The organism is Streptomyces sp. GQ60 (assembly GCF_059758875.1).
Window position 1 is genome coordinate 1 of record NZ_JCAXEG010000027.1, and the last position, 19,735, is coordinate 19,735.

General features: G+C 71.1%; 17 protein-coding genes. 9 read left to right on the plus strand and 8 right to left on the minus strand.

Annotation, left to right across the window (positions count from 1 at the left end; genetic code table 11):
• The first annotated feature begins 48 nt into the window (after positions 1 to 48).
• The 6 genes from AC6CKD_RS35175 to AC6CKD_RS35200 all read left to right on the plus strand — a co-directional run bounded on the left by AC6CKD_RS35175 (position 49) and on the right by AC6CKD_RS35200 (position 8,744).
• Positions 49 to 1,848: a non-ribosomal peptide synthetase gene (locus tag AC6CKD_RS35175; protein WP_498333078.1), complete on the plus strand. Its 1,800-nt coding sequence runs from the start codon at positions 49 to 51 to the stop codon at positions 1,846 to 1,848.
• Entirely contained in the window at positions 1,845 to 3,083 is a 1,239-nt protein-coding gene (locus AC6CKD_RS35180) for a cytochrome P450 (protein ID WP_498333080.1), read from the plus strand. The genes AC6CKD_RS35175 and AC6CKD_RS35180 overlap by 4 nt, the downstream gene beginning before the upstream one ends.
• On the plus strand, positions 3,083 to 6,175 hold the full coding sequence (locus AC6CKD_RS35185; RefSeq protein ID WP_498333082.1) for an amino acid adenylation domain-containing protein: 3,093 nt from the start codon (positions 3,083 to 3,085) through the stop codon (positions 6,173 to 6,175). Before AC6CKD_RS35180 ends, AC6CKD_RS35185 begins: the two co-directional genes overlap by 1 nt.
• A gap of 13 nt (positions 6,176 to 6,188) precedes the next feature.
• Positions 6,189 to 6,593: a nuclear transport factor 2 family protein gene (locus tag AC6CKD_RS35190; protein WP_498333084.1), complete on the plus strand. Its 405-nt coding sequence runs from the start codon at positions 6,189 to 6,191 to the stop codon at positions 6,591 to 6,593.
• Positions 6,594 to 6,644: 51 nt separating this feature from the next.
• Positions 6,645 to 7,415, plus strand: coding sequence for a thioesterase II family protein (locus AC6CKD_RS35195; RefSeq protein ID WP_498333086.1), 771 nt, complete (start codon positions 6,645 to 6,647; stop codon positions 7,413 to 7,415).
• 141 nt (positions 7,416 to 7,556) lie between these two features.
• The gene (locus AC6CKD_RS35200) at positions 7,557 to 8,744 is read left to right on the plus strand and encodes a mannosyltransferase family protein (protein ID WP_498333088.1); all 1,188 of its coding nucleotides are present in this window, start codon (positions 7,557 to 7,559) and stop codon (positions 8,742 to 8,744) included.
• A gap of 44 nt (positions 8,745 to 8,788) precedes the next feature.
• Here the strand turns inward: AC6CKD_RS35200 and AC6CKD_RS35205 are convergent, their stop codons facing one another.
• Positions 8,789 to 9,343 (minus strand): type III secretion system chaperone family protein, encoded by a 555-nt coding sequence (locus tag AC6CKD_RS35205; protein WP_498333090.1) that lies wholly within the window; start codon positions 9,341 to 9,343, stop codon positions 8,789 to 8,791.
• Between the two features lie 206 nt (positions 9,344 to 9,549).
• Positions 9,550 to 12,153, minus strand: coding sequence for an ATP-dependent chaperone ClpB (gene clpB, locus AC6CKD_RS35210; protein ID WP_498333092.1), 2,604 nt, complete (start codon positions 12,151 to 12,153; stop codon positions 9,550 to 9,552).
• A 97-nt stretch (positions 12,154 to 12,250) separates the two neighbouring features.
• On the opposite strand from clpB, the gene AC6CKD_RS35215 reads away from it, so the two are divergent.
• The gene (locus AC6CKD_RS35215) at positions 12,251 to 12,697 is read left to right on the plus strand and encodes a pyridoxamine 5'-phosphate oxidase family protein (protein ID WP_498333094.1); all 447 of its coding nucleotides are present in this window, start codon (positions 12,251 to 12,253) and stop codon (positions 12,695 to 12,697) included.
• A 213-nt stretch (positions 12,698 to 12,910) separates the two neighbouring features.
• Here the strand turns inward: AC6CKD_RS35215 and AC6CKD_RS35220 are convergent, their stop codons facing one another.
• Positions 12,911 to 13,222: a Rieske (2Fe-2S) protein gene (locus tag AC6CKD_RS35220; RefSeq protein WP_266906367.1), complete on the minus strand. Its 312-nt coding sequence runs from the start codon at positions 13,220 to 13,222 to the stop codon at positions 12,911 to 12,913.
• A complete protein-coding gene (locus tag AC6CKD_RS35225; RefSeq protein ID WP_498333096.1) occupies positions 13,222 to 13,350 on the minus strand; it encodes a hypothetical protein in 129 nt (42 codons plus the stop codon). Before AC6CKD_RS35225 ends, AC6CKD_RS35220 begins: the two co-directional genes overlap by 1 nt.
• Before the next feature lie 190 nt (positions 13,351 to 13,540).
• On the opposite strand from AC6CKD_RS35225, the gene AC6CKD_RS35230 reads away from it, so the two are divergent.
• Positions 13,541 to 14,560, plus strand: a complete 1,020-nt coding sequence (locus AC6CKD_RS35230) for a helix-turn-helix transcriptional regulator (protein ID WP_498333098.1) — start codon at positions 13,541 to 13,543, stop codon at positions 14,558 to 14,560.
• Positions 14,561 to 14,658: 98 nt separating this feature from the next.
• Here AC6CKD_RS35230 and AC6CKD_RS35235 read toward each other — a convergent pair whose 3' ends face one another.
• From AC6CKD_RS35235 to dnaK, 4 genes are all read right to left on the minus strand, one after another.
• Positions 14,659 to 15,111: a heat shock protein transcriptional repressor HspR gene (locus AC6CKD_RS35235; RefSeq protein ID WP_478683942.1), complete on the minus strand. Its 453-nt coding sequence runs from the start codon at positions 15,109 to 15,111 to the stop codon at positions 14,659 to 14,661.
• Between the two features lies 1 nt (position 15,112).
• On the minus strand, positions 15,113 to 16,300 hold the full coding sequence (dnaJ, locus tag AC6CKD_RS35240) for a molecular chaperone DnaJ (RefSeq protein ID WP_498333100.1): 1,188 nt from the start codon (positions 16,298 to 16,300) through the stop codon (positions 15,113 to 15,115).
• A 69-nt stretch (positions 16,301 to 16,369) separates the two neighbouring features.
• Positions 16,370 to 17,062 (minus strand): nucleotide exchange factor GrpE, encoded by a 693-nt coding sequence (gene grpE / locus AC6CKD_RS35245; protein WP_498333101.1) that lies wholly within the window; start codon positions 17,060 to 17,062, stop codon positions 16,370 to 16,372.
• Positions 17,062 to 18,909: a molecular chaperone DnaK gene (dnaK, locus tag AC6CKD_RS35250; protein ID WP_498333103.1), complete on the minus strand. Its 1,848-nt coding sequence runs from the start codon at positions 18,907 to 18,909 to the stop codon at positions 17,062 to 17,064. The genes grpE and dnaK overlap by 1 nt, the downstream gene beginning before the upstream one ends.
• 251 nt (positions 18,910 to 19,160) lie before the next feature.
• Between dnaK and AC6CKD_RS35255 the strand changes: the two genes are divergently transcribed.
• A complete protein-coding gene (locus AC6CKD_RS35255) occupies positions 19,161 to 19,697 on the plus strand; it encodes a sugar transferase (protein WP_498333105.1) in 537 nt (178 codons plus the stop codon).
• Positions 19,698 to 19,735: the final 38 nt, after the last annotated feature.

Here is a 19,735-nt window from a genome sequence, read left to right on the forward strand (position 1 = left end):
GATTGCTCAATGAGGCAGCGCGTTGGTTGTCCATCGCGAATCCCAAGAATGTCCTATGCAAAACAGGAGGAAGTAGTGGTACTCAGGGGATCTGTCGGCACCCTCACGGAGCTCTTCAGGCAGTCTGTGGAGGCGCACCCGCACCGCTCGGCCGTGAGTGATGACACCCGGACACTGACCTATGCGCAGCTGGACGAGGAGTCCAACGCGGTCAGCGCACTGCTGCGGAGTCACGGCGTGGGGGCCGAGGACCGTGTCGGGATCTATCTGCAGCGGTCGGTCGAGCTCTTCGTGGCCATCCTCGGAGTCCTCAAGTCGGGTGCGGCCTATGTCGCCGTGGACAGTCGCTACCCGGACACCCGTCGCGATCTGATGCTGGAGAACAGCGGCGCGAAGGTCGTGCTCACCGAGGCCGGATGGGAGGACCGGCTGACTTCCGTGTCCGCTCGGATCGTCTCCATCGCGGACCGCGATGCCGCTGACACCGCTCCGGTCGGGGAGATCGTGGAGCCTCACAGCGCGGCCAGCGTGCTGTTCACCTCCGGTTCCTCCGGTGAGCCCAAGGCGATCGTCCTGGAGCACCGGAACATCGTCTCCTTCGCCAGTAACCCGAGCTTGCCGGCGCTCACGCCGGCGGACCGGACCGGCCAGATATCCAGCATTTCCTTCGATGCGTTCCACTTCGAAATGTGGAGCACCCTCAGGCACGGTGCGCAGGCGGTCATCCTCCCCCCCGTTCCGGATCTGCTGGCCGCCGACTTCCAGCGACAGATGAGGCAGTACGGCATCACGGCGATGCTCGTGCCCACCATGGTGATCAACCACGTGGTGCGCGAGGACCGGGACGCCTTCGCCCCGCTGCGCGTCCTCCAGGCCGGCGGCGACGTGCTCCTTCCGGGAGCTTGCCGGGCGCTGCTGGGCGGACAGTTCAAGGGCGCCCTCTACAACCTCTACGGTCCTGCCGAGATCACCACCGCCTGCACCGCGCATCAGGTGACGGCCGAGGACGCGGAGTCCGACGCCATCCCGATCGGCCTTCCTCTGGACGGCGTGTCGGTGCGGGTGCTCTCCCCGGAACTGGAGCCCGTGGCCCCCGGCGAGATCGGCGAACTGTTCGTCAGCGGCCCCGGCGTGGCCCGCGGCTACCAGGACCGCCCCGATCTGACCGACGAACGCTTCCTCGTCCTGCCGGGCGAGGACGGCGGAGAACGCATGTACCGCACCGGCGACTTGGTGCGGCAGCGCGAGGACGGCGCCCTGATGTTCGTCGGCCGTGCCGACAACCAGGTCAAGATCCGGGGCTACCGGGTCGAACCGGGTGAGGTCGAGCGGGGCCTGCGCCGCTACCCCGAGGTCCAGGAGGCCGTCGTACTGCCGGTCGGCGAGGGCAACGACCGGCGCCTGGTGGCGTTCGTGGTGCTCGAGAACGGCCTGGGCGTCAAGGAGCTGCGCGAGCGGGCCGAGCGGGACCTGCCGGACTTCATGGTGCCCAGTCAGTTCATCACGCAAGACCGGATCCCGGCGACGGCGCACGGCAAGCGCGACCTGGACGCCCTGCGCGCGACGCTCACCAAGCACCTGGAACGCGAGGCGTCCTACGCAGGTCCGCAGACCGACACCGAGCGGTTCCTCGTCGGCCTGTGGGAGAGCCTGTTCAGCGTCGAACGCGTCGGCAGGGACGAGGACTTCTTCGGCCTGGGCGGCCACTCGCTGCTCGCCTTCCGCATGCACCACCGCATCAACCGCGAGCTCGGCCTCACCCTCCCCTTCCCGGTGCTGCTCAACAACACCGTGCTGAAGGACCTCGCGGCCGCCATCGACGCGTCGCGCGAGGGGGCTACGGGATGAGCCACCAGACCCTGACCCAGCCGCAGGCAGTCACCGGCATCGACCTCACCGACGTCGACCTGTTCGTGCGCGGCGACCACACGGCCGCCTTCGCCAAGCTCCGTGCCGAGCAGCCCATCTACTGGAACGAAGGCGCCGACGGCAGCCGCTTCTGGGCCCTGACCACGTACGACGACGTGATGTGGGCCTACCGCAATCACGAGGACTTCGGCTCCGGGCGCGGCGCCATCGTGGGCGGCTCCTTCCGCAGTGAGGACGACACCTCGGCCGGGCGGATGCTGGTCACCACCGACCTGCCCCGCCACCGCATGCTCAAGCAGGTGATCCACCCGTCGATGTCACCGGGCGTGGCCAAGCGCGTCGCGGTACAGGTCGCCGAGCTCGTCGCCCAAGCCTTGGAGCGGACCCGTACCAACGGCGGCTGTGACTTCGCCACCGACATCGCTCCGGAGCTTCCGGCCGGTGCGCTCATGGTGATCATGGGCATCAGCCACGAGGAGGCCCACCACCTCATCGGGCTGACCCGGCGGATGGTCGGCTACCGCGACGAGATCTTCGTGGACACCGGCGGTGACCAGCGGCTACGCCTTGCCTGGCTGCAGGCCGAGGTCTTCGAGTTCTTCGCCGACATCGTCGCCGAGCGCCGCCGCAACCCCGGCGACGACCTGATCAGCATCCTCATGCGCGCGGAGGTCAACGGCCGCCCGCTGAGCGAGGAGGAGATCTTCTACAACTGCATGAACGTCGCCGTCGGCGGCAACGAGACGTCGTCGTACACCGCGTGCACCGGCCTGCTCGCCCTGATGGACCACCCCGAGCAGTACCAGCGGCTGCGCGAGTCGCCGCAGCTCGTCGGCACCGCCGTCGAGGAGATGCTGCGCTGGAGCTCGACCAACGCCTACGTGCAGCGGGTGGCCAAACACGATGTGGTGCGCGGCGGCGTCCAGATCAAGGCCGGCGAGTCCGTCACGCTGTGGAACTACTCCGCCAACCGCGACGAGACCCAGTTCGAGGACCCGCACCTCTTCGACATCACGCGCACTCCCAACCGCCACCTGACCTACGGTTCAGGGCTGCACCGCTGCATCGGTGCCCCCATCGCCCAGGCGGAACTCTCGCTGCTCTTCGAACAGCTGATGGCTTCCGGGTTCCGGTTCCGGCTTGCCGACGACGTGCGCCGGCTGCGTTCCAACTTCCTGCTCGGCATCACCCGCCTGCCGGTGGAGGTCGTCTGATGAGCACCCCCGCCGGCGACGGTCCGTACGTGTTCGGCGAGCGCATCGAACAGGTGGTGGCCCACCATGCCGCGCTGCGGCCGCACGCGGTCGCGGTCGAGCAGGGCGAACGGAGGCTCACCTACGGCGAGTTGACCGAGCAGGCCGCGACCGTCGCGGCCGCGCTGCGCCGGCTCGGCGTCGCGCCCGGCCGGCACGTCGCGGTGCGCATCCCGCGCTCACCGGAACTGGTGACCGCGCTGCTCGGCGTCCTGCGCGCGGGCGCCTCCTACGTGGCGGTCGACGCGCAGTGGCCGCAGGCACGGGTGGACGAGACGCTCCGGGGCACGGATGCGGCGCTGTTCGTCATCGATGTGCCCGGCGCGCAGACCGTCCCGGCCGCGGCGGAGGTGCGCACCGTCACCCTCGCCTCCCTGCTGGAGCTCGGGCGCACCGCCCCGACCCCCGAGCCGCTGTACGACGGCACCGCGACGGCCAGCGTCTTCTACACCTCCGGCTCCACCGGGAAGCCCAAGGGGGTGCTCTCCCCGCACCGGGGAACCATCCGCACCCTGGTCAACTGCCCCACCATCCCCCTCGGCCAGGACTCGGTGTTCCTCCAGGCGGCTCCGCTGCCCTGGGACGGGCTCTCGCTCGAACTGTGGGCACCGCTGCTCAACGGCGGCCGCTGCGTCCTGCTGGACCAGGCGGTCACGGCGCTGGACGCGCAGGCGCTGGAGGCGGCCGTACGCCAGGGCGTGAACAGCCTCTGGCTCACCAGCTCGCTGTTCAGCGTGCTGGCGGAGGAGCGGATCGACCTCTTCGACGCGGTGCGCCTGCTGCTGGTCGGCGGGGAACGGGTGTCGGTGAGCAACGCCCGCCGCGTGCTGACCGAGTTCCCCACTCTGCACATGGTCAACGGATACGGGCCGGCCGAGAGCACCATTTTCGCCACCACCCACGTGATCCGCCCGGCCGACGTGGAGGAGGGCAGCACGGAGATCCCGATCGGGACGCCGGTGCCCCGCACCACGGTGGCCCTGCTCGGCGCGGACGGGCAGCCCGTCACGGACGGCGATCTCGGCGAGATCGCGGTAGCCGGCGACGGGGTGGCCCTCGGCTACGCGGGCAACCCCGAGGAGACCGCCCGCCGGTTCTTCGCCGAGGGCGGCGAGCGCTTCTACCGCACGGGCGACCTCGCGGTGCGCGACGCCGAGGGGCTGTTGCGCTACCGGGGGAGGTCCGACCACCAGTTCAAGATCCGGGGAGTGCGGATCGAGGCCGGCGAGGTCGAGGCCGTCCTGGAGAACCACCCCGAGGTCACCTCCTGCTGTGTCCTTCCGCTGGAGACGGCGCCCGGGCGGGTTCAGCTCGCGGCGGCTTACACGACCGTCCACCAGCAGCCCCTGGACGAGGCGGAGCTGACGGCGTACGCGGCGCGCAACCTGCTCGACGCGATGGTGCCGACGCGGCTGGCACACGCCGTGCAGCTCCCGCTGAACGCCAACGGGAAGGCAGACCGCAAGGCGGTGGAGGCGCTGCTGCGCCGCGGCGCGGACCCGGCCGGGGACGCGCCGCTGCAGCCGGCCCAGGGCAGCCCGGTCCTGGACGACATCCGGGGCCTGCTCGGCCTGGCGCACCTGGCCGAGGACGACGACCTCGTCATGGCCGGGGCGAACTCGCTCGACGTGATCCGGCTGGCTGCCCGGGTCGGTGCCCGGCTGGGCGCCCGCCTGACCGCCTCCGACGTCTACCGGCTGCGTACGCCGCGCGCCATCGTCGCCCACTGCGCGCAGGCGGCCCCCGGCGAGCAGCTGCCCGCCCCCGGCCCCGACCGCGTGGCCCCCGCCCCGCTCTCCCGCGCCCAACAGCGTTTCTGGCTGGCGGAGATGACCTCTCCGGGAGCCGCGGACAACATGATCGTGCTGGCCTACGCACTGACCGGACCGCTCCGGCATGACCTGCTGCAGGCGGCCCTGAACGACGTCGTCGTGGCCCACCCGGCGCTGCGCACCATCTACCCGTGGCTCGACGAGGCCCCGCAGCAGCAGGTGCTCGCGCCCGCGGACGCGACCCCCGTGCTGGAACATGTCACACCTCCCAGTGCCGAAGGAATGCAGGAGCTGGCCGAAGCGGTAACGGCCGACTGGTGGACGCGGCCGTTCTCGCTGGAGGACGAGGCCCCGCTGCGGGCCCGGCTGTGCCGCCTGGCCGAGGACCGGCACCTGTTCTGCCTTCAGGTGCACCACATAGCCTTCGACGGATGGTCGGAGTCGGTGCTCATCGACGAGCTGGCGCGCGCGTACGCGGCGCGGTCGGAGGGCCGCGAGCACGAGGTGGCACCGGCGTTGTCGTACGGGGAGTTCAGCGCCTGGGAGGCGACCCGCCTCGACGACTGGGCCGGCCGTGACCTGCCCTTCTGGAAGGAGCAGCTGACAGCGGTCCCGGCACCGTTCCTGCCCGCTCCCGCGCGGGCGGCCGCCGGCCCGGCGGCCCGGTCGGAACGGGTCCTGAAGGTCGACGCGCAGACCGTGCGGCGGCTTGAGCAGGCCGCCGCCCGCCGCGGCGGCCCCGCCCTGGCAGCGCTGCTCGCCGGCGCCACTCGCGCCCTGGCCCGCACCTTCCACGCCGGCGACATCGCGGTGGGCTCGGTGACCGCGGGCCGCTTCGACCCGGCCCTGGAGCCGGTGGTCGGCTACTTCGTCAACCCCTTCACCGTGGTGCTCTCGCACCCGCACGACGGCAGCGCCGAGGGCCTCCTGGACCAGGCGACCGCCCAGGTGGTGACGCACCTCCAGCACGTGCACACCCCGTTTGACGAGCTCGTCCGCACCTTCTCGCCACCCCGGGACCGCCACCCCTTCTTCCAGACCTGGGTCGTCCTGCAGGGGCAGCCCCCGCACGGCAGCCTCGGCGGCCACGTGGCGGTCGAGCCGGTGCGGGTGCGCCCGCCCAGCACCGACATCGAGCTGATGCTGGAGGCCATCCCGGCTCCGGACGGCTCCTGGGACCTCGTCATGCTGTGGCGCGCGGACGGCATCACCGCCGCCCAGGCAGAGGAGCTCCTGGCCGAGCTGCACACCGCGCTCGGCGAGACGGCAGATTGCGCCTGAGGGAAAGACACCCATGCAGACACAGACAGCAGCCCCGGCCGCCCCGGCCGCCCCGGAGACCGACTCCGCGCAGCTGCGGAAGGTCCGTAGGTACTACGAACTCGTCGACTCCGGCCAGGTGCAAGCCCTGGTGGAGCTGTTCGCGGAGGAGGCCCAGTACCACCGCCCCGGCTATGAACCCCTGGTCGGTAAGGAACAGTTGGAGCACTTCTACCGGGAGCGGCGCGTGATCCGCGAGGGCCGTCACACGGTGACCACGACCGTCGAGTCCGGTGACTGCGTGGCCGTGCACGGCGAGTTCAACGGTGTGCTGCACGACGACCGGCAGAGCAGTCTGCGCTTCGCGGACTTCTTCCACCTCGACGCGGACGGCCGGTTCAGCAGGCGCGACACGTTCTTCTTCTCCCCGCTGGTCTGAGCCACCCGTCGACCGCGCCAGAAGACCGCAATCGAAAGGCCCGTGGGATCCATGAGTCCGAACACGGCGCGGCGGTGGCTGCGCCGCTTCCACCCCTGCCCCGACGCCCCCGTCCAGCTCGTGTGCCTGCCTCATGCGGGCGGCTCCGCGAGCTTCTACTTCCCGTTCTCGCAGGCGCTCTCGGGCAGTGCCGAGGTGCTGGGCGTCCAGTACCCCGGCCGCCAGGAGCGCCACCACGAGTCCGGCCTCACCGAGCTGCACACGCTGGCCGACCGGATCACCGAGGCCGTGGTGGAGGGGGCGGACGACCGGCCGCTGGCCCTGTTCGGGCACAGTATGGGCGCCATGCTGGCCTTCGAGGTCGCCGGCCGCCTCGAGGACTCGGGCACCGCGGTGGCGACGCTCTTCGTCTCCGGGCGGCGGGCCCCCTCCCGCCACCGCCCCCCGCGGAACGTGCACGGCTTCACCGACGAGCAGCTGGTGGCCGAGCTCGCGGCACTGGACGGGACCGACGCCGAACTGCTCGCCGATCCGGACGTGCTGCGCATGATCCTTCCGGCGATCCGCAGCGACTACGAGGCGGTGGAGACCTACCGCTACCGACCGCGGCCGCCGTTGCGCTGCCCGGTCGTGGCGCTGGTGGGCGATCGCGACCCCCGCGTCGACCTCGACGAGGCTGCCGCCTGGGCGGACCACACCGCACGGTCCTTCGCGCTCCAGGTGTTCTCCGGCGGCCACTTCTACCTGTCCGCCCAGCAGACCGCGGTGGTCGAGCTGGTGCGGCAGCACCTGATCGCGTCCACCCTGGTCGGTGCCGGCTGACCTTTCGTCCTCGAGCGCCGTCTCCCGCCGACGTACACCTGAACGTGGTCCTGGCAGGATTTCCGTGAACCGGGGCTCGCCCTCGTAGGGTTTCCCCATCGTGGCGACTCCGACCCGGAGCCCCCCAGGAAGTCGGGACGCATGGCGACGGAAACGCTGTCGAACGGCGCACGGCCCGCCCGCCGCGCCGGCCGGTCCGGCCGCACCGGCCGGATCCCGGGCGCCGTCCTCGCGCTCGGGGTGTACGCGGCCGTGCGCGGGGCCGGCGTGCTCGCGGTCGCCGTGGCGGCCTGGTGGAGCGGGCGCAACCCCCTGCGGGTGCTCGGGGAGTCCTGGGACTCCGTCTGGTACCTGCGGATCGCCGAGCACGGCTACGGGCGGACCCAGATCTATCCCGGCATCGGGTCCGTGCAGAGCGACTCCGCGTTCTTCCCGCTCTACCCCGTCCTGATCCGCTGCGCCTCCGCCGTGCTGCCCGGCTCCCTGACCGTCGCCGCACTGGCCGTCGCCTGGATCGCCGCGGGCGCCGCCGCCGTGGGGGTGTACCGGGTCGGCGAGCACCTGCTCGGGGCCCGTGCCGGGGTGCTGCTCGTCGCGCTGTGGGCGGCGCTGCCACACGCCCTCGTGCTGACCCTCGCCTACACCGAGCCCCTGCTGGCCGTCTTCGCCGCCTGGGCCCTGTACGCCCTGCTGCGCGGCCGCTGGGGGTGGGCGGCGGGGCTGGCCGTGCTCGCCGGACTGACCCGGCCCACCGGGATCGCCGTCGCCGCCGCCGTGACGGCGGCCGCCGCGTACGAGATCTGGCGGCGGCGGGGCCGCGCGCCCGCGGCGGTGTGGGCCGCCGGGCTGGCCGCTCCCGCGGGCTGGGCCTCGTACGTCCTGCTCGTCGGCGTGCGCCGGGGGGATCCGCTCGGCGGCTACTTCGCCGTGCAGAGCGGCTGGGGCTCGCGCTTCGACTTCGGCGCGGGGGCACTGCGCTCGGCACGGCACGCGCTGTCCGGCATCGGGCAGGTGGAGCTCGCCACGACGGTGACGGTGGTCCTGCTCGCCGCCGCACTGGTACTGGCCGGGCTGCTGGCGGCCGACCGGCGGATCCCGCTGCCGCTGCTCGTGTACACCGGCGTGCTGCTGGTCATGACCTACGGCGGCGCGGGCTTCTTCGAATCGAAGCCGCGCTTCCTGCTGCCCGCGTTCCCGCTGCTGCTGCCGGCGGCGGCCCTCATGGCGAAAGCCCGGCCGCGCACCGCGGTCGTGGTGACCGGGGTGCTGGCCGGGCTCTCGTACGGATACGGGCCGTACCTGCTGCTCGCGTCCGGGGTGGCGCCGTGAGGGTGGCGCCGTGAGGGTGGCGCCGTGAGGGGCCGGACCGGGACCTAGTTGGTCTCGGAGCCGCCCTCGCCGTCCTCGTCGGGCTTGCCGTCCGCGGAGTCGACTTCCTTCTCCAGGCCGAACTGCTCGACGAGCCACTTGTCGAACTCGATCGACGCGCGGACCCAGCTGACCGTGGAGGACACGAAGTGCTCCAGGTTGACGCCGGTGCCGATCAGCATCTGCGCCTCGCCGATCAGGCGGACGGAGCCGTCGTCGTGCGTGTGGCTGTAGACCTTGGGCCACAGCGTGCGGCGGTTCCAGTCGTCGATCGACTCGAGGAGCTGAGCCTTCTCTTCGATCTTGTGCGGGCGGTCGTAGAAGGTCCGCACGGAGAAGACCTGCTGCTCGTCCTCGCCGCGGAACATGAAGTACGTGCGGAAGTCCTCCCACGGCGCCGCGAGGTCACCCTCGTCGTCGACGACGTACTTGAGCTCCATCTGCTCCAGGAGCTGCTTGACCAGATCCTGATCGGGGACGACGGGGCCCGCCGGTCCTGTGGCCTGCGGATCGGGCTGCTGCCCTCCGAAGTTCGGAATCGAGGCCGGGTCGATGCTCACCGTGTGACTTCCCTTCGTGCGGATGCGGCCATCCTCCCCCATCGCGCCCACCCCGTGTCCACCCCGGACGGTGTCGATCCGCGCAGGGCGGACAGGAGTAGGGCCCGGGTAAGCCGGGCCCCGGGGATCCAGGGGCCCGGCTGAGGCGGGATTGCGCCGTATTGCAGCGCCTTGTTACGGCAGCGCTTCGTTACGGCAGCGCCTCATTACGCCAGTGCCTTGCCGACCAGCAGGTCGTCGCCCGCCACGGATACCCGGACGGTGTCGCCGTCGCGGATCTCGCCCGCGAGGATCTCCTTGGCCAGGCGGTCGCCGATGGCCGTCTGGATCAGGCGGCGCAGGGGGCGGGCGCCGTACGCCGGGTCGTTGCCCTTGTCCGCCAGCCAGGCCAGGGCCTCGGGGGTGACGTCCAGGGCCAGGCGGCGTTCGGCCAGGCGGCCGGCCAGGCGGCCGATCTGGAGCTCGGCGATGTGGGCCAGCTCGGCCCCGCTCAGGGCGGAGAAGACCACCAGGTCGTCGAGGCGGTTGAGGAACTCCGGCTTGAAGGTGGCCCGCACCACGTCCAGGACCCGGGCCTTCTTCTCGTCCACAGCTGTGGACGGATCCATCAGGAACTGACTGCCCAGGTTCGAGGTCAGGATCAGGATGGTGTTGCGGAAGTCCACGGTGCGGCCCTGGCCGTCCGTGAGGCGGCCGTCGTCGAGGACCTGGAGCAGGACGTCGAAGACCTCGGGATGGGCCTTCTCCACCTCGTCCAGGAGGACGACGCTGTACGGGCGGCGGCGGACGGCCTCCGTCAGCTGACCGCCCTCCTCGTAGCCCACGTAGCCGGGCGGGGCGCCGACGAGCCGGGCCACGCTGTGCTTCTCGCCGTACTCCGACATGTCGATGCGGATCATGGCCCGCTCGTCGTCGAAGAGGAAGTCCGCGAGGGCCTTGGCCAGCTCCGTCTTGCCGACGCCCGTCGGCCCGAGGAACAGGAAGGAGCCGGTCGGCCGGTCCGGGTCCGCGATGCCCGCGCGGGTACGGCGTACGGCGTCGGAGACGGCGCGCACGGCCTCGCCCTGGCCGATCAGGCGCCGGCCCAGCTCGTCCTCCATGCGGAGCAGCTTCTGGGTCTCGCCCTCCAGCAGCCGGCCCGCCGGGATCCCCGTCCAGGCGCCGACCACGTCCGCGATGTCGTCCGGGCCGACCTCGTCCTTGACCATGGCGTCTTTGGATCGTCCGGTCTTGGAGACCTCGGCCTCGGCCTCGGTGGCGTCCGCGAGTTCCCGCTCCAGGGCCGGGATCTCCCCGTAGAGCAGCTGGGAGGCGGTGTCGAAGTCCCCGTCGCGCTGGGCGCGCTCGGCCTGGCCGCGCAGGTCGTCCAGGCGCTCCTTGAGCTCGCCGACCCGGTTGAGGGACTGCTTCTCCTTCTCCCAGCGGGCGGTGAGGCCCCGCAGGTCCTCCTCCTTGTCCGCGAGGTCCTTGCGGATCTTGTCGAGGCGTTCGCGCGAGGCCGGGTCGGACTCGTTGTTCAGGGCCAGCTCCTCCATGCGCAGCCGGTCGACCGAGCGCTGGAGCTCGTCGATCTCCAGCGGCGAGGAGTCGATCTCCATCCGGAGCCGGGACATGGACTCGTCGACGAGGTCGATGGCCTTGTCGGGGAGGAACCGGGACGTGATGTAGCGGTCGGAGAGGGTGGCCGCGGCCACGAGCGCGCTGTCGTTGATGACGACCTTGTGGTGGGCCTCGTAGCGGCCCTTGAGCCCGCGCAGGATCGCGATGGTGTCCTCGACGCTCGGCTCCGCCACCAGCACCTGCTGGAAGCGCCGCTCCAGCGCCGGGTCCTTCTCGATCCGCTCGCGGTACTCGTCGAGGGTGGTCGCGCCCACCATGCGCAGCTCGCCGCGGGCCAGCATGGGCTTGAGCATGTTGCCCGCGTCCATGGAGGAGTCCCCGCCGGCGCCCGCGCCGACGACCGTGTGCAGCTCGTCGATGAAGGTGATGATCTGGCCGTCGCTGGACTTGATCTCCGCGAGGACCGTCTTCAGCCGCTCCTCGAACTCGCCGCGGTACTTGGCACCGGCCACCATCGCGCCGAGGTCCAGGGCGACCAGCCGCTTGTTCTTCAGGGACTCGGGGACGTCGCCCTTGACGATGCGCTGTGCCAGGCCCTCGACGACGGCGGTCTTGCCGACGCCGGGCTCGCCGATGAGCACCGGGTTGTTCTTCGTACGGCGCGAGAGCACCTGGACGACGCGGCGGATCTCGTGGTCGCGGCCGATGACCGGGTCGAGCTTGCCCTCGCGGGCGGCCGCCGTGAAGTCGGTGCCGAACTTCTCCAGGGCCTTGTACTGGCCCTCGGGGTCGGGGGTGGTCACCCGCCGCCCTCCTCTTGCTTTTTCGAAGGCGTCGCGCAGCTTCTTCGCGGTCGCGCCCTGGGCGGAAAGGAGCTCGCCGGCGGCGCCGCCCTTGGCGGCGACGGCGATGAGCAGGTGTTCGGTGGAGAGGTACTCGTCGCCGAGCTTCCCGGCCTGCGCGTCGGCCTCCGCCAGTACGGCGAGCAGCTCGCGGCTGGGCTGCGGGGGCGCGACCGTGGAGCCCGTGACGCTGGGCAGGGCGGCGAGCAGCCGGTCCGCTCCGGCGCGCACGGCGGCCTGGTCGGCGTCGGTGGCGGCGAGCAGGTCGGTGATGTTCTCGTTGTCCTCGCCGGCGAGGAGCGCCAGCAGCAGGTGCGCGGGCGTCAGGTCCGCGTGCCCGTCCTTGACGGCCCTGGTCGTGGCCGCGTTCAGCGCGTCCCGGCTCCTGTTGGTCAGCTCGGCATCCACTGCGCCTACTCCCTTCCCTACTTCGTGTGCTTTACATGAGCAACCTGCACAAAGTTGAGTCTATTCCACTCAAGGTGGAGGGACGTACCCTTCGCGCATGTCGACTCCCAGCCCGGCCGGCACGGCCCGCAGCGCACATGACGTACTCAACCCGACGCCGGAGTACCTCGCCTTCTGGCGGGAGCGGCACATCTGCACGCTGACCACGCACCGCCCCGACGGCAGCCCGCACGTCGTCCCGGTGGGCGTGACGTACGACCCGGAGGCCGGGCTGGCACGGGTGATCAGCAACAAGAACAGCAAGAAGGTCCGCAACGTACTGGCGTCGCAGGGCGACCCGCAGGGCGGGGCCCGGGTGGCGGTGTGCCAGCTGGAGGGGCGGCGCTGGGCGACCCTGGAGGGCCGCGCGCTGGTCCGTACGGACGAGGCCTCGGTCGCGGAGGCGGTCCGGCGCTACGCGGAGCGGTACGGGCGCACGCCCTCGCCGAACCCGGACCGGGTGGTCGTCGAGATCACCTTGGACCGGGCCCTGGGGCGCGCGTAGCCGCGGGCGGCCGGTTCGGCCGTGCCCGGTCCCAGGACGCCCGGTCCCAGGACGGCCGGTTCCATCACGGCCGGTTCCATCACGGCCGGTTCCATCACGGCCGGTTCAACCACTGGACACGGACATCACAGCGACGCCATCGTGGTCAGGTCCACGATGGCGTCGCTGTGTGGGGGTAGTGCCTGAGCGATCTGCGACGACGGGGGAATCGCTTCAGGCACTGCGGGGGGTGGCGGCGGATTCGGGCTCGAAAAGTTGGTGATCACGCTGGTCCAGATTGACGAAGACCATGCCGTACCGGATCTCGCAGCGGACGGGCTGCGGTGCGCCGCGGGGGCGGCGCAGACAACGGTAGGCGCGGACGTCCTCGTCCTCTTCCCGCACCACGATGATCGGCTGGCCGAAGAGGGTGACCTTCAGCGAGTCGCCGGCGTAGGGGATGGCGCTGGTGAGATCGATGAACTGCCAGCCGGAGCGGTAGGCCGATGCCATTTCACGGCGGAAGCCGTGGTCGTCGGGGGTCATCAGTCCCAGCCGAGGTCGTTGTTCGACGCGACGGCCGAGTCCCAGCCCAGATCGCCGGGCATCGAGTCCCAGCCCAGATCCGGCGGCGTCGTTCCTATCGACACGGCGAGCGCGCCGGTACCCCCCACGTCCCCACCGAAGGCGTTGACTGCCCCAAAGACCGCGGCGGCGGAGAACCCAATGGCAAGTACCGAGCGAAGCATTCTCTTGTACATGGTCGGCTTCGTCCTCACTTGATGGAAATCTTCTCCCCCGCGTGTCAGACGATGGCTCATTCGGGCACGTCACTGCCACAGGGACGATGCATCATGTTCTTGCATGTTCAGGACCCTGGGGGGTGGAGATTTGCCCACAAACAACACAAAGGCGACACATCCTCACCCCGTCACGTCCATGTGCGCCGAGGGGACGCGGCTCTACACGGCGGCGCTGAGCACCGGCCGGGTGGCTCGCGGCGAGGTCGAGAACGCCCCCTGCCTGCTCGAATTCGCTCTCCTGCGGCCCGACCCCGATGACGCGAACCAGCTCCGCGCGGTTCCGCCGTCCGTCGCGCTCGCCCAGCGGCTCCATCCGCTCGAACGGGAGATTCAGGACCGGCGCCGGGACACCATAGATCTCACCGACGCATTCGAGCCGTTTCTGACCATCAGCGCCCAGAGCCCCGCGAACACCCACGCCATCACCGTGCTGGAGGGCTTCGACCAGATCCACACCGCCCTCGACCAGGCCACCGCCGAATGCCGGACCGAGGTGCTGACCGTACAGCCGGGCGGCGCGCGGTCCACGTCCGTCCTCACGGAGGCGCTGGAGCGCGCCGCTCCCCTCGTCAACCGCGGGGTCCGGATACGCACGCTCTACCAGCACACCGTGCGGCACAGTCAGGGCACGCTCGCCTACGTGGACCGGATCTCCGCGGGGAAGGTCGAGATCCGCACGCTCGAAGAGCTCATAGAGCGTCTCATGATCTTCGACCGCACGGTGGCTTTCATCCCCACGAGCGACGACCGCAAGACGGCCCTGGAACTGCGCCACCCCGGGCTGGTCGACTACCTCATCAAGGTGTTCGAGCAGTTGTGGCACCGCGCCGTGCCGCTGTCGGCGGAGGTGACCTACCAGCACACCCCCGGCGGCATCTCCGGCGTGCAGCGCTCCATCGCCCAGCTCCTCATCGAGGGGCACGTGGACGAGGCCATCGCGCGCCGGCTGGGGATGAACGTACGGACCTGCCGTGCCCACATCGCCAAGCTGGCGGCCTCGCTGGGCAGCGGCAGCCGGGCGCAACTGGGCTTCCTCATCGCCCGGTCGGGGATCCTGGAGGACCCGGACTCCCGGCCCTGAGGGCCGCGCCGGGGCCCTCAGGGCCCCGGTGGCGGACGCGGAAGGCCCCGCCCCGGGAACGGGGGCGGGGCCTTCTCCGCGCGTCCGTACGGGCGCGCTCAGCCCATCGGGCGCTTGGGCGCCGGCCGCCAGACGACCAGGGCACTGCCCGGCTGCGGAGGCTGGTACGGGACCAGGTCGCGCCGGTACGAGGCGTGCACCTGGGCCTCGCGCTGCTGGAGGACGGCGGCGGCGCCGTCCACGGCCGTCGAGAGCTCGGCCACGCGCTGCTGGAGCGCGGCGACCTGGTTCTCCAGCTCGATGATCCGCTTGATGCCGGCCAGGTTGATGCCCTCTTCCTGGGACAGCGCCTGCACCGTGCGGAGCAGTTCGATGTCACGGGCCGAGTAGCGCCGGCCGCGCCCGGCCGTACGGCCCGGGGAGACCAGGCCGAGGCGGTCGTACTGGCGCAGGGTCTGCGGATGCAGGCCCGAGAGCTGGGCGGCCACCGAGATCACGTAGACCGGGGTCTCATCGGTGAGCTGGTACTGGCTCCTACGGCGGCCGTCCATGTCATGCTCCCTTCGCGGACTCGAACAGCGCGGAGCGCGGGTCCTCGGACTCCGTCGCCTCGCGGTACAGCTCCAGGGCCTCGCGGGCCTTGTCGTTCAGCTCGGTCGGGACCGCGACCTCCACCGTCACGAGCAGGTCGCCGCGGGTGCCGTCCTTGCGGACCGCCCCCTTGCCGCGAGCCCGCATCGTGCGGCCGCCCGGGGTGCCCGGGGGCAGCTTCAGCGTCACCGAGGGGCCGTTCAAGGTCGGGACCTTGATGTCGGCTCCCAGCGCCGCCTCCGCGAAGGTCACCGGAACGGTCACCGTGAGGTTGTCGTCCTTGCGGCCGAAGACCGGGTGCGCGTCCACGTGCACGACCACGTACAGATCGCCGGCCGGGCCGCCGCGCTCGCCCGGAGCGCCCTTGCCGCGCAGCCGGATCCGCTGGGAGTCGGAGACCCCCGCCGGGATCCGGACCTGCATGGTCCGGGAACTGCGGGCCCGCCCGCTGCCCTTGCAGATGTCGCACGGGTTCTCGGCGATGAGGCCGCGGCCCTTGCAGTCCGCGCAGGGGTCGGTCAGCGAGAAGCCGCCGCCGCTGCCGCGCGAGACCTGGCCGGTGCCGACGCAGGTCGGGCACACGCGGGGCGTGCCGTTCTTGTCGCCGGTGCCGGAGCAGGCCTTGCAGGGCGACTGCGAGGACATCCGGAGCGGGACCGTGGCCCCGTCCACCGCCTCCGTGAAGGAGAGGGTGACCTCCGACTCGATGTCCTGGCCGCGGCGCGGCTGGGTACGGGTTCCCGCACCCGCGCCGGCGCCGCCGCGGTTGAACAGTCCGCCGAAGACGTCGCCCAGGCCGCCGCCGCCGAAGCCGCCGGCCGCGCCGCCCTGCGGCTGGCCTCCGAAGAGGTCGCCGAGGTCGAAGTTGAACGAGCCGCCGCCCCCGCCCGGGCCGGGGCGGAAGCCCCCGTTGCCGAACAGGGCGCGGGCCTCGTCGTACTCCTTGCGCTTCTTCGGGTCGCCGAGGATGTCGTTCGCCTCGGAGATCGACTTGAAGCGCTCCTCGGCCGAGGCGTCGCCCTTGTTGGCGTCCGGGTGGAACTCGCGGGCGAGCTTCCGGTACGCCTTCTTGATCTCGGCCTCGGTGGCGTCCTTCGGGACACCGAGGACCTTGTAGTAGTCCTTCTCGACGAAGTCCTTCGTGCTCATCCCCGGTGTCCCTCCTCTCGTCCTGCTCGTGCTTCTGGTCCTACACGTCGTACGAAGGGCGCCGCAGCTTCAGCCCTCGTCGGGGGCATCCGAGGCCTTGTCCGACGGGTCCGACGAGTCAGCCGAGTCCGCCGAGGACACGGTCTCCGCGGCCTCGGACTTCGGCGCCGCGCCCGGCTGGGGCTCGGCCACCGCGACCCGCGCGGGACGGATCGTACGCTCGCCGATGCGGTACCCCGGTTGCAGGATCGCCACGCAGGTGTCCTCGGTGACGTCCGGCGCGTACGAGTGCATCAGGGCCTCGTGGATCGTCGGGTCGAAGGGCTCGCCCTCCTTGCCGAACTGCTGCAGGCCCATCTTGGCCGCGGCGGTCTCCAGCGATTCGGCCACCGACTTGAAGCCGCCGACCAGCTCGCCATGTTCCCGCGCCCGGCCGATGTCGTCCAGGGTCGGGAGGAGCTCCGTCAGGAGGGACGCGACCGCGATCTCCTTGACGGCGATCCGGTCCCGCTCCACCCGGCGACGGTAGTTCTGGTACTCCGCCTGGAGCCGCTGGAGGTCCGCGGTGCGCTCGCCGAGCGCCGTACGGGCCTGGTCCAGCTGGGCCAGGAGAGCGACATCCGGTGCTGCTGCTGAGTCCCCGGCCGGGGCCGCGGCCTCCTCCTTGGAGGAAGCTGCGGCCTTCGGCTCGGCGGCGTCGTCAGGTGCGGCGTCGGCGGGGACTTCGGGCTTCTCGTCGAAGCCCGGGGTCTCCTCCGACATCAGGCCGCGCCACCCTTCGGCTTCTCGTCGTCGACGATCTCGGCGTCGACGACGTCGTCGTTGGCGTCGGCCTGGCCGGCGTCACCGGTCGGCGCGCCACCGGCGGCCTGGGCACCGGCGTCGGCGTAGATCGCCTGGCCGAGCTTCTGGCTGACGGCACCGAGCTTCTCGGTCGCGGTGCGGATCTCGGCGGCGTCCTCGCCCTTGAGCTTTTCCTTCAGCTCGGCGATGGAGGCCTCGACCTCCTCCTTGACGTCGGCCGGGACCTTGTCCTCGTTGTCCTTGACGAACTTCTCCGTCTGGTACACGAGGCTCTCGCCCTGGTTGCGGGACTCGGCCGCTTCCTTGCGGCGCAGGTCCTCGTCCGCGTACTGCTCCGCCTCCTGGCGCATGCGGTCGACCTCGTCCTTGCCGAGCGAAGAGCCGCCGGTGACGGTCATCTTCTGCTCCTTGCCCGTGCCGAGGTCCTTGGCCGTGACGTGCATGATGCCGTTCGCGTCGATGTCGAAGGAGACCTCGATCTGCGGGACGCCACGCGGGGCCGGCGGCAGGCCGGTCAGCTCGAACATGCCGAGCTTCTTGTTGTACGCCGCGATCTCGCGCTCGCCCTGGTAGACCTGGATCTGCACGGACGGCTGGTTGTCCTCGGCCGTCGTGAAGATCTCGGACCGCTTGGTCGGGATCGTGGTGTTGCGCTCGATGAGCTTGGTCATGATGCCGCCCTTGGTTTCGATACCCAGGGACAGCGGGGTCACGTCGAGGAGCAGGACGTCCTTGACCTCACCCTTGAGAACGCCCGCCTGGAGGGTCGCGCCGATGGCGACGACCTCGTCCGGGTTGACGCCCTTGTTGGCGTCCTGACCGCCGGTGAGCTCCTTGACGAGCTCGGCGACGGCCGGCATGCGGGTGGAGCCGCCGACCAGGACCACGTGGTCGATCTCGGACAGGTTGATGCCCGCGTCCTTGATGACGTTGTGGAACGGGGTCTTGCAGCGGTCGAGCAGGTCCGCGGTGAGCTGCTGGAACTGGGAGCGCGTGAGCTTCTCGTCCAGGTGCAGCGGGCCCTCGGCGGAGGCCGTGATGTAGGGCAGGTTGATCGAGGTCTCCGTGGAGGAGGACAGCTCGATCTTCGCCTTCTCGGCGGCCTCGCGCAGGCGCTGGAGCGCCATCTTGTCCTTGGACAGGTCGACGCCGTGGCCGTTCGCGAACTGCTTCACGAGGTAGTCGACGACGCGCTGGTCCCAGTCGTCGCCACCGAGGTGGTTGTCACCGTTGGTGGCCTTCACCTCGACGACGCCGTCGCCGATCTCCAGGAGCGACACGTCGAAGGTGCCGCCACCGAGGTCGAAGACGAGAATGGTCTGGTCGTCCTTGTCGAGACCGTAGGCCAGGGCGGCGGCCGTCGGCTCGTTGACGATGCGCAGGACGTTGAGGCCCGCGATCTCGCCGGCCTCCTTCGTCGCCTGGCGCTCGGAGTCGTTGAAGTAGGCCGGGACGGTGATGACCGCGTCCGTGACCTTCTCGCCCAGGTACGCCTCGGCGTCGCGCTTCAGCTTCTGCAGGATGAAGGCGCTCATCTGCTGCGGGTTGAAGTCCTTGCCATCCAGGTTGATCTTCCAGTCAGTGCCCATGTGGCGCTTGACGGAGCGGATGGTCCGGTCCACGTTCGTGACCGCCTGGCGCTTGGCCACCTCGCCGACGAGGACCTCGCCGTTCTTGGCGAAGGCGACGACGGACGGCGTGGTCCTGGCGCCCTCGGCGTTGGTGATGACGGTGGGCTCGCCGCCTTCCAGAACGCTGACGACGGAGTTAGTGGTGCCCAGGTCGATGCCGACCGCACGTGCCATTTTGATTCCTCCAGCTGACTTGAGTGGAACAGACTCAAGGGTGCCGCACCGTTCCCCCGGTGTCAACAGAGGTGAGTCGAGGGGGCTCAACCTTTAGGCTGCGCTTACGCTCAGGAGCAGGAAATCCAGCCGCCCGGCGCGTGCAGCGCGGGGCCCGGGCCCGCGCCCCCAGCGGCGCCGCCGCACCCGAACGGGGCACCACGGCCGCGCGGCACCCCCACACCGCCGGAGGCGTACGGCACCGTGCTGGCATGCACAAGCTGCTCGCGCTCCCCGCCCTGCCAGGGCCGTGGCCCGCCAGGCCATCGGCCAAGCGGGTGCTCGACCTCGCGGGAGCGGCGCTCCTGCTCGGGGTGCTCCTCGTACCCCTGCTGCTGACCGCCGGCCTGCTGTACGCGACCCAGGGCGCGGGCGTCCTCGTCCGCGAACCGACGGCGGGACTCGCCGGACGGCCCTACCGGGCGTGGCGGTTCCGCGTCGGCAAGGGGCGGGCCGGGGCCGCGCTGGAGCGGTGCTCGCTGGACCGGCTGCCACAGCTCCTCAACGTGGTGCGCGGCGAGATGTCGCTGGTCGGGCCGCGCCCCGGAAACAGCGCGTCGGACCGGCCCGAGCGGCTCCTCGTACGGCCCGGGATGACCGGGCTGTGGCAGGTGAGCGCACGTTCGGACCTACCGTGGGAGGAGAGGGACCTGCTGGACCGGCACTATGTGGAGAACCACTGGCTGGGGATGGACCTGGCGATCCTCGCGCAGACCCCGCGGGCGGCCTGGCGGCACGGGCGGCCCTGAGGCGGGGGCGGGGCGAGCCGAGGCGAGGCCCGCCACGG

What these genes read in the sequence shown, in the direction of transcription:
- AC6CKD_RS35175 (WP_498333078.1), top strand. Translation starts at nt 49, where the DNA reads ATGTCCTATGCAAAACAGGAGGAAGTAGTGGTACTCAGGGGATCTGTC.
- AC6CKD_RS35180 (WP_498333080.1), top strand. Translation starts at nt 1,845, where the DNA reads ATGAGCCACCAGACCCTGACCCAGCCGCAGGCAGTCACCGGCATCGAC.
- AC6CKD_RS35185 (WP_498333082.1), top strand. Translation starts at nt 3,083, where the DNA reads ATGAGCACCCCCGCCGGCGACGGTCCGTACGTGTTCGGCGAGCGCATC.
- AC6CKD_RS35190 (WP_498333084.1), top strand. Translation starts at nt 6,189, where the DNA reads ATGCAGACACAGACAGCAGCCCCGGCCGCCCCGGCCGCCCCGGAGACC.
- AC6CKD_RS35195 (WP_498333086.1), top strand. Translation starts at nt 6,645, where the DNA reads ATGAGTCCGAACACGGCGCGGCGGTGGCTGCGCCGCTTCCACCCCTGC.
- AC6CKD_RS35200 (WP_498333088.1), top strand. Translation starts at nt 7,557, where the DNA reads ATGGCGACGGAAACGCTGTCGAACGGCGCACGGCCCGCCCGCCGCGCC.
- AC6CKD_RS35215 (WP_498333094.1), top strand. Translation starts at nt 12,251, where the DNA reads ATGTCGACTCCCAGCCCGGCCGGCACGGCCCGCAGCGCACATGACGTA.
- AC6CKD_RS35220 (WP_266906367.1), bottom strand. Translation starts at nt 13,222, where the DNA reads ATGACCCCCGACGACCACGGCTTCCGCCGTGAAATGGCATCGGCCTAC.
- AC6CKD_RS35230 (WP_498333098.1), top strand. Translation starts at nt 13,541, where the DNA reads ATGTTCAGGACCCTGGGGGGTGGAGATTTGCCCACAAACAACACAAAG.
- AC6CKD_RS35235 (WP_478683942.1), bottom strand. Translation starts at nt 15,111, where the DNA reads ATGGACGGCCGCCGTAGGAGCCAGTACCAGCTCACCGATGAGACCCCG.
- dnaJ (WP_498333100.1), bottom strand. Translation starts at nt 16,300, where the DNA reads ATGAGCACGAAGGACTTCGTCGAGAAGGACTACTACAAGGTCCTCGGT.
- grpE (WP_498333101.1), bottom strand. Translation starts at nt 17,062, where the DNA reads ATGTCGGAGGAGACCCCGGGCTTCGACGAGAAGCCCGAAGTCCCCGCC.
- dnaK (WP_498333103.1), bottom strand. Translation starts at nt 18,909, where the DNA reads ATGGCACGTGCGGTCGGCATCGACCTGGGCACCACTAACTCCGTCGTC.
- AC6CKD_RS35255 (WP_498333105.1), top strand. Translation starts at nt 19,161, where the DNA reads ATGCACAAGCTGCTCGCGCTCCCCGCCCTGCCAGGGCCGTGGCCCGCC.